This is a genomic window from Hymenobacter sp. AT01-02 (assembly GCF_000961955.2).
Classification (GTDB): Bacteria; Bacteroidota; Bacteroidia; order Cytophagales; family Hymenobacteraceae; genus Hymenobacter; species Hymenobacter mucosus.
Map to the genome: position 1 here is coordinate 1 of NZ_JZIR02000017.1, position 13,962 is coordinate 13,962.

The 13,962-nt window shown below is 56.3% G+C and carries 14 protein-coding genes and 1 pseudogene; 11 read left to right on the forward strand and 4 right to left on the reverse strand.

Annotated features, from left to right (window positions below; genetic code table 11):
* Both VI25_RS07490 and VI25_RS07495 read left to right on the forward strand, forming a co-directional pair.
* The coding region (locus VI25_RS07490; protein ID WP_152981535.1) for an OmpA family protein at positions 1–430 on the forward strand (430 nt) is incomplete at its 5' end.
* A 172-nt stretch (positions 431–602) separates the two neighbouring features.
* Positions 603–1,427 carry a polysaccharide deacetylase family protein gene (locus VI25_RS07495; protein ID WP_045690542.1) on the forward strand — a complete coding sequence of 275 codons (825 nt, stop codon included), beginning with the start codon at positions 603–605 and terminating at the stop codon, positions 1,425–1,427.
* 119 nt (positions 1,428–1,546) lie between these two features.
* Here VI25_RS07495 and VI25_RS07500 read toward each other — a convergent pair whose 3' ends face one another.
* Entirely contained in the window at positions 1,547–1,849 is a 303-nt protein-coding gene (locus VI25_RS07500; RefSeq protein ID WP_045690543.1) for a hypothetical protein, read from the reverse strand.
* A gap of 204 nt (positions 1,850–2,053) precedes the next feature.
* On the opposite strand from VI25_RS07500, the gene VI25_RS07505 reads away from it, so the two are divergent.
* The 6 genes and pseudogenes from VI25_RS07505 (at position 2,054) to VI25_RS07525 (ending at position 7,100) form a co-directional block, all read left to right on the forward strand.
* Positions 2,054–3,052, forward strand: a complete 999-nt coding sequence (locus VI25_RS07505) for an alpha/beta hydrolase (RefSeq protein WP_052695731.1) — start codon at positions 2,054–2,056, stop codon at positions 3,050–3,052.
* Positions 3,053–3,244: 192 nt separating this feature from the next.
* The gene (locus tag VI25_RS25070) at positions 3,245–3,382 is read left to right on the forward strand and encodes a hypothetical protein (protein WP_161806891.1); all 138 of its coding nucleotides are present in this window, start codon (positions 3,245–3,247) and stop codon (positions 3,380–3,382) included.
* Positions 3,383–3,688: 306 nt separating this feature from the next.
* A pseudogene (locus VI25_RS26620) lies at positions 3,689–3,906 on the forward strand (FKBP-type peptidyl-prolyl cis-trans isomerase N-terminal domain-containing protein); the annotation flags it as partial.
* A 129-nt stretch (positions 3,907–4,035) separates the two neighbouring features.
* Positions 4,036–4,242, forward strand: coding sequence for an FKBP-type peptidyl-prolyl cis-trans isomerase (locus tag VI25_RS26625; RefSeq protein ID WP_236704974.1), 207 nt, complete (start codon positions 4,036–4,038; stop codon positions 4,240–4,242).
* A gap of 36 nt (positions 4,243–4,278) precedes the next feature.
* Positions 4,279–5,052 (forward strand): hypothetical protein, encoded by a 774-nt coding sequence (locus VI25_RS07520; RefSeq protein ID WP_152981537.1) that lies wholly within the window; start codon positions 4,279–4,281, stop codon positions 5,050–5,052.
* A 113-nt stretch (positions 5,053–5,165) separates the two neighbouring features.
* Positions 5,166–7,100, forward strand: a complete 1,935-nt coding sequence (locus VI25_RS07525; protein ID WP_055562403.1) for a KUP/HAK/KT family potassium transporter — start codon at positions 5,166–5,168, stop codon at positions 7,098–7,100.
* Between the two features lie 80 nt (positions 7,101–7,180).
* Here VI25_RS07525 and VI25_RS26630 read toward each other — a convergent pair whose 3' ends face one another.
* Together VI25_RS26630 and VI25_RS07530 are read right to left on the reverse strand one after the other, a co-directional pair.
* Positions 7,181–7,459 (reverse strand): PDZ domain-containing protein, encoded by a 279-nt coding sequence (locus VI25_RS26630; RefSeq protein WP_236704943.1) that lies wholly within the window; start codon positions 7,457–7,459, stop codon positions 7,181–7,183.
* Position 7,460: 1 nt separating this feature from the next.
* Positions 7,461–8,987, reverse strand: coding sequence for a M61 family metallopeptidase (locus tag VI25_RS07530; RefSeq protein ID WP_236704944.1), 1,527 nt, complete (start codon positions 8,985–8,987; stop codon positions 7,461–7,463).
* A gap of 258 nt (positions 8,988–9,245) precedes the next feature.
* On the opposite strand from VI25_RS07530, the gene VI25_RS07535 reads away from it, so the two are divergent.
* From VI25_RS07535 to VI25_RS07545, 3 genes are all read left to right on the forward strand, one after another.
* Positions 9,246–9,764 (forward strand): C40 family peptidase, encoded by a 519-nt coding sequence (locus VI25_RS07535; RefSeq protein WP_055562404.1) that lies wholly within the window; start codon positions 9,246–9,248, stop codon positions 9,762–9,764.
* Between the two features lie 655 nt (positions 9,765–10,419).
* Positions 10,420–10,860 (forward strand): DUF2147 domain-containing protein, encoded by a 441-nt coding sequence (locus tag VI25_RS07540; RefSeq protein ID WP_045687997.1) that lies wholly within the window; start codon positions 10,420–10,422, stop codon positions 10,858–10,860.
* 199 nt (positions 10,861–11,059) lie between these two features.
* Positions 11,060–11,695, forward strand: coding sequence for a hypothetical protein (locus VI25_RS07545; protein ID WP_152981538.1), 636 nt, complete (start codon positions 11,060–11,062; stop codon positions 11,693–11,695).
* Between the two features lie 93 nt (positions 11,696–11,788).
* Here the strand turns inward: VI25_RS07545 and VI25_RS07550 are convergent, their stop codons facing one another.
* The gene (locus VI25_RS07550; RefSeq protein ID WP_082455440.1) at positions 11,789–13,846 is read right to left on the reverse strand and encodes a M1 family metallopeptidase; all 2,058 of its coding nucleotides are present in this window, start codon (positions 13,844–13,846) and stop codon (positions 11,789–11,791) included.
* Between the last annotated feature and the right edge of the window lie 116 nt (positions 13,847–13,962).

The window sequence follows — 13,962 nt, forward strand, 5'->3', positions numbered from 1 at the left end:
CAGCCGCGCCCGTGCCGCCGCGCCAGGTGCCACTGCCCACCCCGCCAGATACAGCCCGCTTGGATACTGTGCGCCGCAACCCAGCTCCCCTAGTGGTGCCCACGCCGGTAGTACTGCCAACCGTGTTGTTCCACCAGGCAAGGCCGATCTGCTGCCTGAAAGCCGCCCCGCCCTCAACCAGCTAGCGACGGAGCTTATGGCCCGGCCCACGCTCAAGCTGCGTATTGCTGGCCACACCGACCGGGTTGGGGAGCCCGAAAAGAATCAGGTGTTATCGGAACAGCGCGCAGAGGCCGTGAAAGCCTACCTGGTGAAGGCCGGCATTGCAGCCGAGCGCATTAGCACCATTGGCTACGGCGACTCCCGTCCCCTCTACCCTTCCCCGGATGTGCGCAACCGCCGGGTAGAGGTTTCACAAGCTGCTGAATAAGACAAGCAAACGGCACTTATGTACCTATGTTTTCAAAGGCCACTTGATAGCAACTAGTAATTCCACATTGCAAATCAAGAAGGCGGAACTGGTAATTAAAAAGTACAGCTTAGCTTGCGGGCACTCTGCTTCTACATGGAAGTGGCCCCGTTGCTGTCCGATTATATTCCGTATGACTCCTGCCCTCCGACTTCTCAGCTGTGTTTCTGCCTTCCTACTCGCCGCTAGCTTCGCGAGTCACGCCCAAACTACTCGCCCCTGGAACAACAAGCAGTGCGCCGTGGTACTGACCTACGATGATGCTATTGATGTTGACCTGGACAATGCCCTCCCCGCCCTTGACTCAGTGGGGCTGCGAGGCACCTTTTACCTCATTGGCTCCTCGCCGGTAGTGGCGCGCCGGCTGCCGGAATGGCGCCGGGCCGCCCAGCGCGGACATGAACTCGGCAACCACGCCTTAATGCATCCCTGCGATGGGTCCCTGCCCGGCCGCAGTTTTGTCACGCCCGATACCGACCTGAGCAAGTATACCGTAACAAGGGCCGTCAGTGAAGTTCGGGCGGCTAATGTGCTGCTATCCGCCATCGACGGCAAAACCGACCGCACTTTCGCCTACCCCTGTGGCGACCGACAAATTGGAGGCACCTACTTTTACGAGCAGCTACGCCAGGATTTTGTGGGTGCGCGCGGCGTCACGGCGGGCTTGCAAACGGCAGCGCAAGTAGACCTAGCCAACATTGACAGCTATATGATCAACGGGCAGTCAGGCGACTACTTGGTGGATTTGGTGAAGAAGGCGCAGCAGTCGCACACACTTTTGGTGTTTTTATTTCATGGGGTAGGCGGCGGCCACGGCCTAAACGTAGACCTGAAGGCGCACCGCCAGTTACTGCGCTATTTGAAAGCCCACGAGCAAGACATTTGGGTAGCTCCTATGGTGGAGGTAGCCGCGAAAGTGAAGGCTACGCAACAAGGCAATGCCAAACCACGAGGGTAGCGGTACCAGCAGCATCCTACTGCTTACGGCCGCTTAAAAGCACTTAGTCAGAAAGACTCTTTCAAAAGAAAGGCCCCGCCCCCATTCGGGAGCAGGGCCTTTCTTTTAAGGTAGGCAGCTTACAGGTTTACTTTTCCTATTTCGCCACCCGAAACGCCGGTGCCGCTGCTAATGCTGTTGCCGCCTACGTCGCCATCTTCGGCATTGCCAGGCGCATCGTAATTAGGGGCCCCAGAGCGCACGCGGGCACCCGTTATTTCTTTGCCGCCTTCGGTGCCACCGCTACCAGAGTTGTCGTCCGCATTGAGGCCGGTGTCGTGGCTGCCGGGGTTCTGGCGGCCTTCGGGCTGGCGCTGGGTCGATTGGTCGTCGGTAGACTTGGGGCGGTTATTAGCGTCGGCGGGGTTGTCGTGAGTAGCCATAGCGAGAGAAAAGGTGGAAAGGTGGATCGGGAGAGGATGCTCTCTATACGCACCAGGTAGGAATAGCGTTAGCCTGCAAGCCTGTGGCCTCCATGCTCGCCTTGGATTTCCTACGCTACCTTTCCCAACTTTTAGGTCGATTTGCCCTGCCTTGAGCAGTAGATTCGTGACGACTATTCTCCTGTATTTCCGCTTCCCTCGTCTATGCCTCTCACCCAGCGTTTCCACCAGCTCTATCATCTGTTATTCTGGCTGCTAGGTGTTGCGGGTCCGGCGGCAGCCCAGCAACATCCCTCCCCCCGCGACACGTCTTTTACGGTACACAGCGCCTACAGCAAAGCCCGCAAGCAGCACCCTACCATCAGCATTGCTCGGCCGCCGGTGCCTGCTACCATCACCACCCTCCCAAACCTCACCTACTGCACCCGTGGTAGTCATACCTTACAGCTCGATGTTTTCTCGCCACGGCGGGCCAAGCGCCGCCAGCAGTTTCCGGCGGTAGTGTTGGTGCACGGCGGCGGCTGGCGTTCCGGCGACCGGTCGCAGCACGTGCCATTTGCCCAGCAGCTAGCTGCCCGCGGCTACGTGGCCGTCACGGTCGAATACCGACTTTCTACGGAAGCACCCTACCCAGCAGCTGTGCAGGATCTGAAAGCCGCCGTACGGTGGCTGCGGGCCCACGCGCGCACCTACACCATCGACACCTCTCGCATTGGAATATGGGGCTTTTCGGCGGGGGGGCAACTCGCTACCTTGGTCGGCACTACCAACGACAACCCGCTGTACGAAACCCCTGACTGCTACCCAACCCATTCCAGCAGCGTGCAAGCCATAGTTGATGCCGACGGCATCTTGGCTTTTTTGCATCATGAGTCGGGGGAAGGCGACGACCACAAAAGCACTTCGGCAGCTACCTACTGGTTTGGCAGCCCCAAAACCGAGCATCCTGAGCTATGGGAACAAGCATCGGCGCTTGCCCATGTTGGCCCGCATACTCCTCCCATTCTGTTCATCAACAGCGGCGTAGACCGCATGCATGCTGGCCGCGACGACATGATTCGGCAGCTTACCACTTTCGGCATCTACACGGAAGTGCAGCGCTTTCCCGGAGCGCCCCACCCGTTTGTGCTGTTCAATCCGTGGTTTGAGCCCACCTTGGAGTACACCGTCAATTTTCTGAACAAGACCCTCCGGGCCCGATGACAGCCCCATTACTAATCATATGCTACTGAGCGCGCAAAACTAGGCCCAACCCTTTAATGAAACGGGCAGCGTTGAAACTACTGGAGTAACAGCAACCCAACAAAAATATGATGCTTGCATAACACTTTTATACAACTTATGTTGTACATTTGCATGCAACAATCTGACTTGTACTACCCTACATACTGTACTATGAAAAAGAGCACTGCTGCTGTTTCCTCGCTGTTGTTTCTTGGCGGTCTTGGTTCGCTGGGTTACCTAGCGGCTCAGGTACTAGACCTGAATTTATTTTTCGACCTGCGCGACGAGGAAGAGCTAGACTTCTGCTAAGCAGCTGATGCATTGTTTTTTTCGACGGACTCCGCCCCTAGCGGAGTCCGTTTTGTTTATGGGTGGGAAGAAACCGGGATTCTGAATCAATAGGTTAGCCTTCGGCTCTGAAAAAAAACACATCCATTCGCGGCCGTTTTCGGTACTTCACAGCAGCGGTCCGCGGTGGACCGTTATTCTTCTTTTCAAATGCTGTTGCACAGGCCCGCAAACGAAAGTCAGCCGAGCCGGTTTACCAGCAACAATCCGTGATTTATGAATCTGAGCAGCCTGAAAGAGCAGATCAGCTACATCATCGGCCGCGACATGGCCCGCAACTTCGCCCAACAGGGCCTGGACCTGGACGTAGATGTACTGGCCCAAAGCATGAAGGAAGCCCTAGGTGGCGAGCCGAGCCGCCTGAGCCCGGAACAAATGCAAAGCGCCATGCAGCAGCTGCAAGAGCAGCTAGGCGGCGCCGATGACGACGACAACCAAGACCCCTCTACTATGAGCAACAACAAAGCGGAAGGCGAAGCTTCCTGAAGGAAAACGCCAACAAACCCGGCGTAACTACCCTCCCCAGCGGCCTGCAGTACGAAGTACTGACGGAAGGCACGGGCAAGAAAGCTGGCCCCAGCTCGTCGGTAACGACGCACTACCACGGCACCCTCATCAACGGTACGGTATTCGACAGCAGCTACCAGCGCGGCCAACCCGCTACCTTCGGTGTGAACCAAGTAATTGCTGGCTGGACTGAAGCACTTCAGCTGATGCCCGAAGGCTCGAAGTGGCGCCTCTACATCCCTTCGGACTTGGCCTACGGCCGCCGTGGTGCAGGCCGCGACATCGGACCCGACACAGCCTCATTTTTGATGTAGAGCTGCTGAAGGTTAACAACTAATTCGCTTTTATCCGTGAAAGCCCCGCTGACGCCCGGAACCATCGTCCCGCCCCGCTGGACGCGCACTTCCACCGTCGGCGGGGCTTTTCTGGCTATGTCAGACGCACCCCACTCCTTCTCACCAGCGCCTACCGGGGCAGCACCAGATACGCCGGGCATCCCAGAGCAGCAAAAGGCTGCGCCTGCGAAGCCACTCCCCTCAGCTGTTACTGGCACTCCCATGCCAGCGGCATCAGTACCGGAGGGCTATGCTAATGAACCGATACCAGAGCTTGGGTTTCGGCCGTTGCTCCCACCTCCACCGGAAGTATTCGCGCTAGTACGGAGTGAGGACGGGCGCCTGAGTCTTACCAACGACGCCTTGGAGATTCAAGGGCAGACGTTCGGGTGGCGGGAGCTGGCAGGCGTGGACGTGCAGCCCGTCCGTTGGTTGCTGTGGTTTTTGCTGGGCGGCTTCACACTGGCTGGCTTCATGCTGGGCTTTCTGCAAAACTGGCTGCACACGGGTTCGGCTGCCTTGGGTATCGCCTCGGGCGCTCTGTTGCTGGCCTGGGGGATGCGCGGCACCAACCGCTGGCGTTTGCATCGGCCGGGCCGCGAGGCTGCGTACTTTGCGTTTTCCGGTGCGGCCCAAAGCTGGCAGCAACTAGCCACGGAAGCAAACCGCCGTATTCGCCAGCGCCACGATGAGGCGGCCGCTGATGCCGCCTACTGGTTAGCTACCAACGCCCCGGTAGCTGCGCCGCCTACCTCCCCTTCCGGGCAAGATTCTGCTCTCACTCATTAGCCTAGGCCGACACTTTTCCGGGCAGGCTGCGTAAGCCCGCCCAAGCCTATTCGCGCCCATCGCCTACCTTTGGCCCGATTCTAACTGCCTATTCTTCCTTTTTTACTCCTCTCATGGAAGCCAAACATCAGCACACCGCCATATCTACGGCTGGCTTGCTCATTGCCCTGGGCATCATCTACGGCGACATTGGAACCTCTCCGCTCTACGTGATGAAAGCCATTGTACCAGGACTCATCGAAGCTGACCTCGTGTATGGGGGCATTTCGTGTGTGTTCTGGACCTTGACGTTGCAGACGACAATCAAGTACGTGCTGCTGACGCTCAATGCCGATAACAACGGGGAAGGTGGCATTTTTTCTTTGTACGCCCTAGTGCGTCGCCGCGGCGCCTGGCTCTCGGCAGTTGCCATTGTTGGGGGCGCGGCCCTGCTGGCCGACGGCGTTATTACGCCGCCAGTATCCGTATCCTCAGCAGTAGAGGGACTGGAAGCAGTGTACCCTCACATCCAGACGGTACCCATCGTAATTGCTATCCTAGTGCTGCTGTTTTTACTGCAAAGCTTCGGCACGCAAATCGTGGGCAAGGCCTTCGGCCCCATTATGTTTCTGTGGTTTTCCATGCTGGCGGCCTTGGGCGTGTACGGCATTTTGCAGCACCCTGAGATTCTGAAAGCGCTAAACCCTTACTACGCCTACAACATGCTAGCCAATCGGCCCGGCGGTTTCTGGCTGCTGGGCTCGGTGTTCCTGTGTACTACCGGAGCCGAGGCGCTGTACTCCGACCTGGGCCACTGCGGCAAGGGCAACATCCGCATCAGCTGGGTTTTCGTGAAGCTCTGCCTGCTGCTTAACTACTTCGGCCAGGGCGGCTGGCTGATTGCCCACCAAGGTCAAGAGCTAAACAAACGCAACCCCTTCTATGAGTTGATGCCCGATTGGTTTCTGCTCATCGGCATCGGTATAGCTACTATTGCAGCCATCATTGCCTCACAAGCTCTCATCACGGGCTCGTTTACGTTGGTAGCAGAAGCTATTCGCCTCAATATGTGGCCCAAAGTACGCCTGAACTACCCTACCGACGTAAAGGGTCAGCTGTACGTACCTAGCATGAACCGCCTGCTCCTGTTGGGCTGCATTGGGGTTGTCTTATATTTCCGGCGCTCTGAGCACATGGAAGCGGCCTACGGCTTGGCCATCACCATCACCATGCTCATGACTACGCTACTGCTCTCCATGTGGCTGCGTACCAAGCGTGTACCCCTGCCCTTGGTGGTTTTGTTCTTGGTAGTTTATGGTCTGATTGAAGGCTCGTTCCTAGTAGCCAATCTCATCAAATTTCCCCACGGCGGCTGGGTGTCGGTGGCTATTAGCTTGTGCCTGATTACGGTAATGTACGTGTGGCTGCGAGCCTACTTCATCAAGCGCCGCTTGACAGAATTCGTCAAGATTGATCCGTACATGGATGCGCTGAAGCAACTCTCCAACGACGAATCGGTGCCGAAGTACTCCACGCACCTGGTGTTCATGACCTCGGCAGAGCGGGCCACGGAAATCGAGTCGAAAATCATCTATTCCATCTTCCAGAAGCGCCCGAAGCGAGCCGACATCTACTGGTTTGTGCACGTAGACACCACCGATGAGCCGTATACCATGGAATATAAAGTGGTAGAACTAGCTCACGACGACGCATTCCGTATTACATTCCGCCTGGGCTTCCGGGTAGAGCAGCGCATTAACCTCTACTTCCGTAAGGTGGTAGAAGACCTAGTGCGCAATAAAGAGGTGGATATTACCTCGCGTTACGAGTCCCTGAGCAAGCAGCATGTTACTGGCGACTTCCGCTTTGTGGTACTAGAGAAGTTCCTATCGGTAGAAAATGAATTCCCGCTGGTAGAGAAGCTTGTAATGCAGGCGTACTTCTACATCAAGCAGTTTATTGCTTCTGAAGACAAGTACTTCGGCCTTGATACCAGCTCTGTGAAAGTAGAGAAGGTGCCGCTCGTCATTACGCCCGTGCGCGACGTAGCTTTGAAGCGCGTACAATAAGACTCAGCTCAGCTAGACGTCACCAAAAAGCCCCGCCCGGAATGTCCGGGCGGTTTTTGGTGACGTCTAGCTGAGCTGAATTAGCGGCGTACGGGCAGCCACTTAGCTAGCACTGTTTGCTGCTCCGCCGATGGGTTGGCCTGCCGCTCGATGCGGTAACGCCGAGCTGTAGCAGCCAGCAGAGGGAAGCTTACTTCTTTCACCTGGCCGTCGCGGTTCACCAAGAACTTCACGGTAGAGCCTACGGCCCGGCTGGTCAGGAGCTTGTTCGGGTCGTCAGTCACCCGAACTCCATCAACGGCCAGAATCTCGTCGCCTACGCTCAGGCCACCCTGCCAGGCGCTACCGTTGCGCAACACGCTAGTTACCGTTTGCTTGCCACCAGCAGGCTGATGCCCGCGCCCAAGGCCACATCGGTGTAGGGGCAGGCGTTACGCTCAGGTTTAGGCCGGCATAGCTCAGCGCGGTTTCGTAGGGTAGCGTTTCGGTTCCGTACACATAGCGGCGGAAGAAGTCGTCGAAGCGGCGACCCGCAACTTTAGCTACTGCATCTTGGTACTCCTCATCGGTGAAGCCGCGGCCTAGCTGCTTGTAATACCGGTCGTAGAGGTAGCGCATCACGTCGTCGAGGTGCTTCTGGCCCTTGGTCTCGTTGATGATCATCAGATCAAGCACGGCGCCAATCACTTCCCCTTTATCGTAGTAGCTGATGCCCGTATTCACCGAGTTTTCGTTGGGGCGGTAGTACTTAATCCAAGCATCAAAGCTCGATTCGGCTGCCGACTGCTGCTTGTTGCCCGGAGTATTCTCCACCCGGTTGATACCATTGCTTAGGTCGCCGAGGTACTCGTCGGGGCTCAGGAAGCCGGCGCGTTGCGTAATTAGGTTAGAGAAATACTCCGTACCACCTTCGCTCACCCACAGCATGCGGGTGTAGTTTTCGTTGTCGTAATCGAATGGGCCCAGGGCTATAGGGCGGATGCGCTTCACGTTCCACAAGTGGAAGTATTCGTGGGCTACCAATCCGAGAAAGCCCTTCCAACCTGCCTCCGAAGAGTAGGCGTTGCGCGACACTGACAGCGTGGTAGAAAATAGGTGCTCCAAGCCACCCGTACCCCGGTCGATGTTGTGCACAATGAATACGTAGCGGTCCAGGGGGTTTTGCCCTACTACCCGCTGGGCCTCCTCGCATACCCGCTGCATGTCGCGCGTCAGGCGGGTCTCATCTACCTTGGGGTCGCCGAACATTGCCACCGTGTGAGGCGTGCCATTCGCAGTGAAGGTGTAGATCTTTTGATTGCCGATTTCAATGGGCGAATCCGCCAGCTCATCGTAATTAGAAGAGCGGAAAGTAAACGAGCCTCCGGCTGGCTTTAGGCTGGTGCTTACCTGCGTCCAGCCTTGGGCCGGCCGCACCTCCAACGTGCTAGGCAACTGCTTGCCATCGGCGGGGTACATAAACACGCTGGTGCCATTGAGGTAGCCGTGAGCCGCGTCAATAAAGCTGGTGCGCACGCTCAGTTCGTAGGCGTACACCCGGTAGCGCACCGTGAAGGCTTTGCTTTTGGGATGGTAAACGCGCCACGTGTTTTTGGTTACCTTTTCGGTACGTAGCTTCTCACTACCAGCCGCGGCTTCAAAGCCTTCCACGTTTTTGGCAAACTCCCGAACCAGATAGGAACCAGGCGCCCACACAGGCATTTTCACGTCGGTATATGCCTTGTTGAAACCTCCCAGCGTCATCTCTACTTCAAAGTAGTGCGTTTGAGGAGCGGGCATGGAAAGCGTGTAGCGCAAGGTAGGTGTGGCCGCCGCAGCCGACCCAACGGAGCCGGCCGCTAGTGCCAACCCGGCCGCCACCCACAGGCGGGTACGAGATTGAAGCATGAGGTAATGAAAGAGTGAGGTGATGAGAAACGAAGATTCGGAGTGGGGCCCAGGTGTGCCCCAGGAGCCAAAGAACGGGGAAAACCCACCGAGGCTGCAAACCAGCGCCCGAAAAACCAGTAGCCTACTCAACTAATCTGGTGCGCTCGGCCGGAACCCGTGCCCTAGCTCCGCCGTTACGAGAGCAATTTCCGGGCTTGTTGCTTTTGGTCTGTTATGCGCTACGTTTGGCTTGTTTTTCTACTCTTAGCATCCGGCATGCTCGGCCGTTTGGCTTGGAATCATTTTCATACGCCGCCTTCGCCCTCACCAGCAGTTGCTAGCATACCCCCCACGCCAGTGCAGCGGGTAGCGTACGTCACTTCCACGCGGCTCACCCCGCGCGCCGACAGTATAGTAGCTTTTGCGCTTCGCCAGATCGGAACCCCCTATTTTTACGCCGGTAGCACTCCCGAAACGGGCTTCGACTGCTCCGGCTTTGTCAATTACGTGTTTGCGCACTACAAAATACCGGTGCCCCATTCCACAGCGCTGCTTATCTCCACGGGTCGGGCCGTGGCTCGCGCAGAAGCCCGCCCCGGCGACATTGTGGTATTCACGGGTACTGCCAGCACTTCTACTACTCCTGGGCACGCCGGCATCGTTATTTCTTCGGTGGGCCAGCCCATCCGATTTGTGCATTCCTCTTCTGCTCGCCGCGAGTCAGGGGTGAAGATCAGCCAAGTGGAAGGCACCGATTATGAGCGCCGATTCATGCAGATCCGACGGGTACTGTAGCGGTAGTTTGCTACTTGTGCTGTCTTTAGTAGCCACGATGCCCTAGGTATAAAAGAGCGATGCCCGGCCGCCTATGCAGACCTTATGGTAAGGCTGCTGGGCGAACCGGGCATCTAATCCTTCAAATCTTACCAAGCGATGAGTCTGGGGTACAGCCCCATCATCTACTTATCAAGTAAGACCTTGCCAGAATGCGGGAACTGCTAGAATAGAAGCGAGTTCCGCGCGAAAGCTGTTGTTAAGCGCGTCCGGCGGTGAAGCGGACTACATTCGACAGGCTTGGCAGGATTTGTTTGGGACTACTAGACATTTTGTACCTCCTTTCTTTAGATCCGACATAACCCCGGCCGCGCTTCCCAGCACCTTAGGGCGGCTTGGCGGGGGCTGTAGCACTCGCTACGGTAGGTAAAGTTAAAAGCCGGCAGGATGGTTCAAAATAAAAACCCCTTTATTTAGGCCCCTGGCCTAACTTTTATTCCATGCATCTGAGCATCAGGCACTAAAAACCGCTGTAAAAATTTACGCGCCTTCTCATTTTTTCTCTGGCCCTAAAGTTGCCTTACTGCTCCAAGGTAAATCTTGGGTCGGGCACTGGCACTCCACAGTATTTGTCCTATCTTTTTCCCACAAAACCCACTCTCATTCTCCTATTACCATGAAAAAAACCGTATTTATCTGCTTTACCTTACTGTTGGGCTTAGTAGGTATGGCCTCGGCCCAAAAGCTCTCCCCCCTCGGTGTGTGGACCAACGCCGAAAAGAAAGCGACGTTTGAAATTTACCAGTGCGGCAATAAGCTGTGCGGAAAGATTGTGAGCCTAACTGTTCCTAACGACCCCAAAACTGGCAAGCCCAAAACCGATACCATGAACCCCGACCCCAAGCTGCGCAGCCGTACCCGCCTGGGTATGGTATTTATGCAGGGGTTTGAGTACGATAGTGATGATAAGTGGGACGATGGCAAAATCTATGACCCCGAAAGCGGCAAGACCTACTCGTGCTACATGAAGATGATGAACGCCAATACGATGGAAGTGAAAGGCTACATCGGCTTCTCGCTCATTGGCAGGTCACAAACCTGGACTCGCGTGAAGTAGTCCTTGGATCTGATACTCCTTTTTGTGGCGACGCCTTCCTGACCGGGAGGCGTCGCTTTTTTGGTGTGCGGACAGATTAGACTTCTGAAGTAGAACGAGCTTGCTGACGGCGGTATTTCACGCTCAAAAGCAAACCGAAGCGCTACATTCCGCGAAACTATTTGCGGCCCCCGGTGTTCCCCCTGAAACACCACCTACCTTGTTTACTTTCCTAAAACGACTTCTTTCCACGGCGCCTCCCCCAGCCCCATCAGGTAGCTGGCAGCCTCTGCAACGTAGCGCTTCGCAGGAGCATGCGCACCAGCAATGGGTGCAAGACCAGGTATATCTGAACTGGATGGGGCCGTTTTTTAAGGCGTATCATTATGCTAAGGCGGGCCTGCCTAACCCGCAGTGGCGAGTAGAGCTGCTCCAGGAAGAGGGCCGGCAAGGAGCACTCTTCTTTTACCATCCGAGTATTGGACCGGGCAACTTCCGCCACTTGTTCGATTTCCTCCGCGACCGAGTTATAGCCCTGGGTTACAACCTAGCTACTTCGGATCAGCGTAGCCGGCGCCACGACTCGTATACGGAAACGGTAGCCAAGCACTTTCTTAAACCTCAACCGCGCGACTGTACGGCTACTGGGCGTTGCAACCAACGGTTTGGTACCATCATGGTAGATTTGATGAGTATCAACAACCAGCCGGGCTTCATACGCATATTCAGCAACCCGTATGACAACGATATTTTCACGCCGCCGCATAGCTTCGATGAACTAATGGAAGCTTTGTTTAAGCTACCCGATGCGCCGCCAGAAGTGCAAAAGCTCATTACAAAGTACACCAAGCCGTGAAGTAGGCCTTAAGCTTACCCCATGTACAGCATGACCCTTCTCGCACTAGCGCAGGAAGGGTCGTTTTGTGTGAGGGCCAATAGAGATGACTGCCTACTCGGCTGCGCGAATAAAGCGGGCCTGCGATACATTGCCATCGGGAGTTATGAGGCGCAAGTGATACCAGCCGGGAGCTAGGTGGCGCGTATCTAGTAGGGGTTCCGTACTGGTCACTGCCTGACGCAGCACTATCCGGCCCAGGGCATCACGCACTTCCGCATGGGCCCGAGCCGCGGTGAAGTCGGCCAGGCGGAGTTGGTTGCGGCACGGGTTTGGGAATACTGCAATGGGTACAGAGGCCGCAGCTTGGCGCGTGGCAAGTACCAGAGCATTATCGCGCTCCACGGTGCCAGCGGTTCCGTTCAGCACCCACTGATCGGGGTCGATAGTAATGCTGCTGACGGTGCGCGCGTCCGTTAGGCCGAAGGAGGCGACAAGTTGACTTTGCCGTTGGCGCACAGTACGTGTGGTGCCATCCGTGAACGTGAAGCGGTAGTCCAGCTCTGTGTCGAACAAGGGCGTAACGCTTGGCATGGAGGAAGTTTCGGTGGTTTGCAGGTAGATGCTGCTGCCAACTTGGTTCCAACGCACGGCAAACGTGGGGAAGCCTTCACCCCGATACCACTGGTCAAAGAAATACTGTAGAGAGCGGCCCGCCTCAGCTTCAAAAATGCGCTGTAGGTCGGCGGTGCGGGCTGTGCGCCCAGCATAGGTGTTCTGGTAGGTAGTCAGCGCGCGGAAGAACTTCGTGTCGTCATTGAGCAAGTAGCGCAGCATGTGAACGACAGCGGCGCCTTTCTTGTAGCTCAGCCGAGAGCTGAAGATACGGCCTACGCTGGTTGTGTCCGACACGCGGATGCTACCTCCCGGGGCCGTTTCCCAGACGCCCGTGCTTGCATTACGGATGTTCATGGATACGAAATGAGCGTTGTCCATCCACTGCTGGGCCGCGCTGGCACCCGAAAAACGATTCAGCGCCAAGTACTCGCCGTAGGATGCAAAGCCCTCATTCAGCCAGATATCCTCCCAGGCTCCGCAAGTTACGTTGTCGCCAAACCACTGGTGAAACAGCTCGTGAGCCGTAAGGGTGAAATTAAATTCACTTTGCGTGGTCATGGTTTGGTGCTCCATACCGCCTCCGATAGGTGCCATAGCGTGGCCGTATTTCTCGGTGGCAAAGGGATATAGGCCTACCAAGCTGGAGTAATAGTCAATAAAGCCCGGTGTCCGGTCAATTTCTGTCCGGTAGAAAGCAAGTGCATCTTGGTTGTACACGTAATTGACAATGGGAATGCGAGGACCGCCAGCGGGGTTGGCGTAGTTCACATACTCCGTGTAGGGAGCCACAGCCACCGAAATCAAGTAGTAGTCAATGGGTTTGCGAGATTTCCATTCGTAGCGCACCTTACCGTTGGGGAGGGCTACAGTGCGGGCAAGTATTCCATTGGAGCCTACTTTATTAAGCGCCGTAGTCGTCACCCACACATCGGAGGAATCAGCCTTGTCAGTCAAAACTTGCTTGCAGGGCCACCACTCGTAGGCATGGTAGGGCTCAGATAAGCTCCACGTGCAGCTCACCCCAAAGTTGGGGTCTACCCCCGTATCTAGCGCGTTGCCGATGGCAGCCGCGCTGCCGTTAGGAGCCGTACCGTGGTAGTATACTAGGGTACTAAACAACGTATTGGCGGCTACTGCCCGACGCAAACCAACCGTCACGTCGCCTTCTTGTCGGCGCCAGCCTGGGCTGCGCTGCCCATCTACTACCACCGAGTCGATGACCAGGGCAGGATACAACTCGAAGGCCACCGAGTCGAGGTTACTGACCAGGGCCCGACTACGGATGGTAACTACCCCACTCACACTGCGAGAGTTGTTTTCGAGGCTGATGTTGAGCTTGTAGTAGCTCACGTCGTAGCGGGCCATTTTCTGGCGGTGGCTCACGGTAGCAAAACCGGGGCGCTCGGCGCCGGCCGTACGCACGCGTGCGCACAGTTCTGCCACTGAGCCATTCACGTCGGCCGGTCGGGCCCGGTAAGCCGGAATCTGGGCCGGAGCCTGTTTATAGACGAGGGCCAGCAACAGGCCAGCAGCAAACATAAACACTTGTCGCATAGAAAGTAACAACAGTAAAACCCATCTTGAAGCCAGGTGGCAGAAGGTATACGAAAGGTACGCAGACAGCTCGGAATTTGGGTTGCCAAACCTGAGGGATACGACTAGGCAGTTCG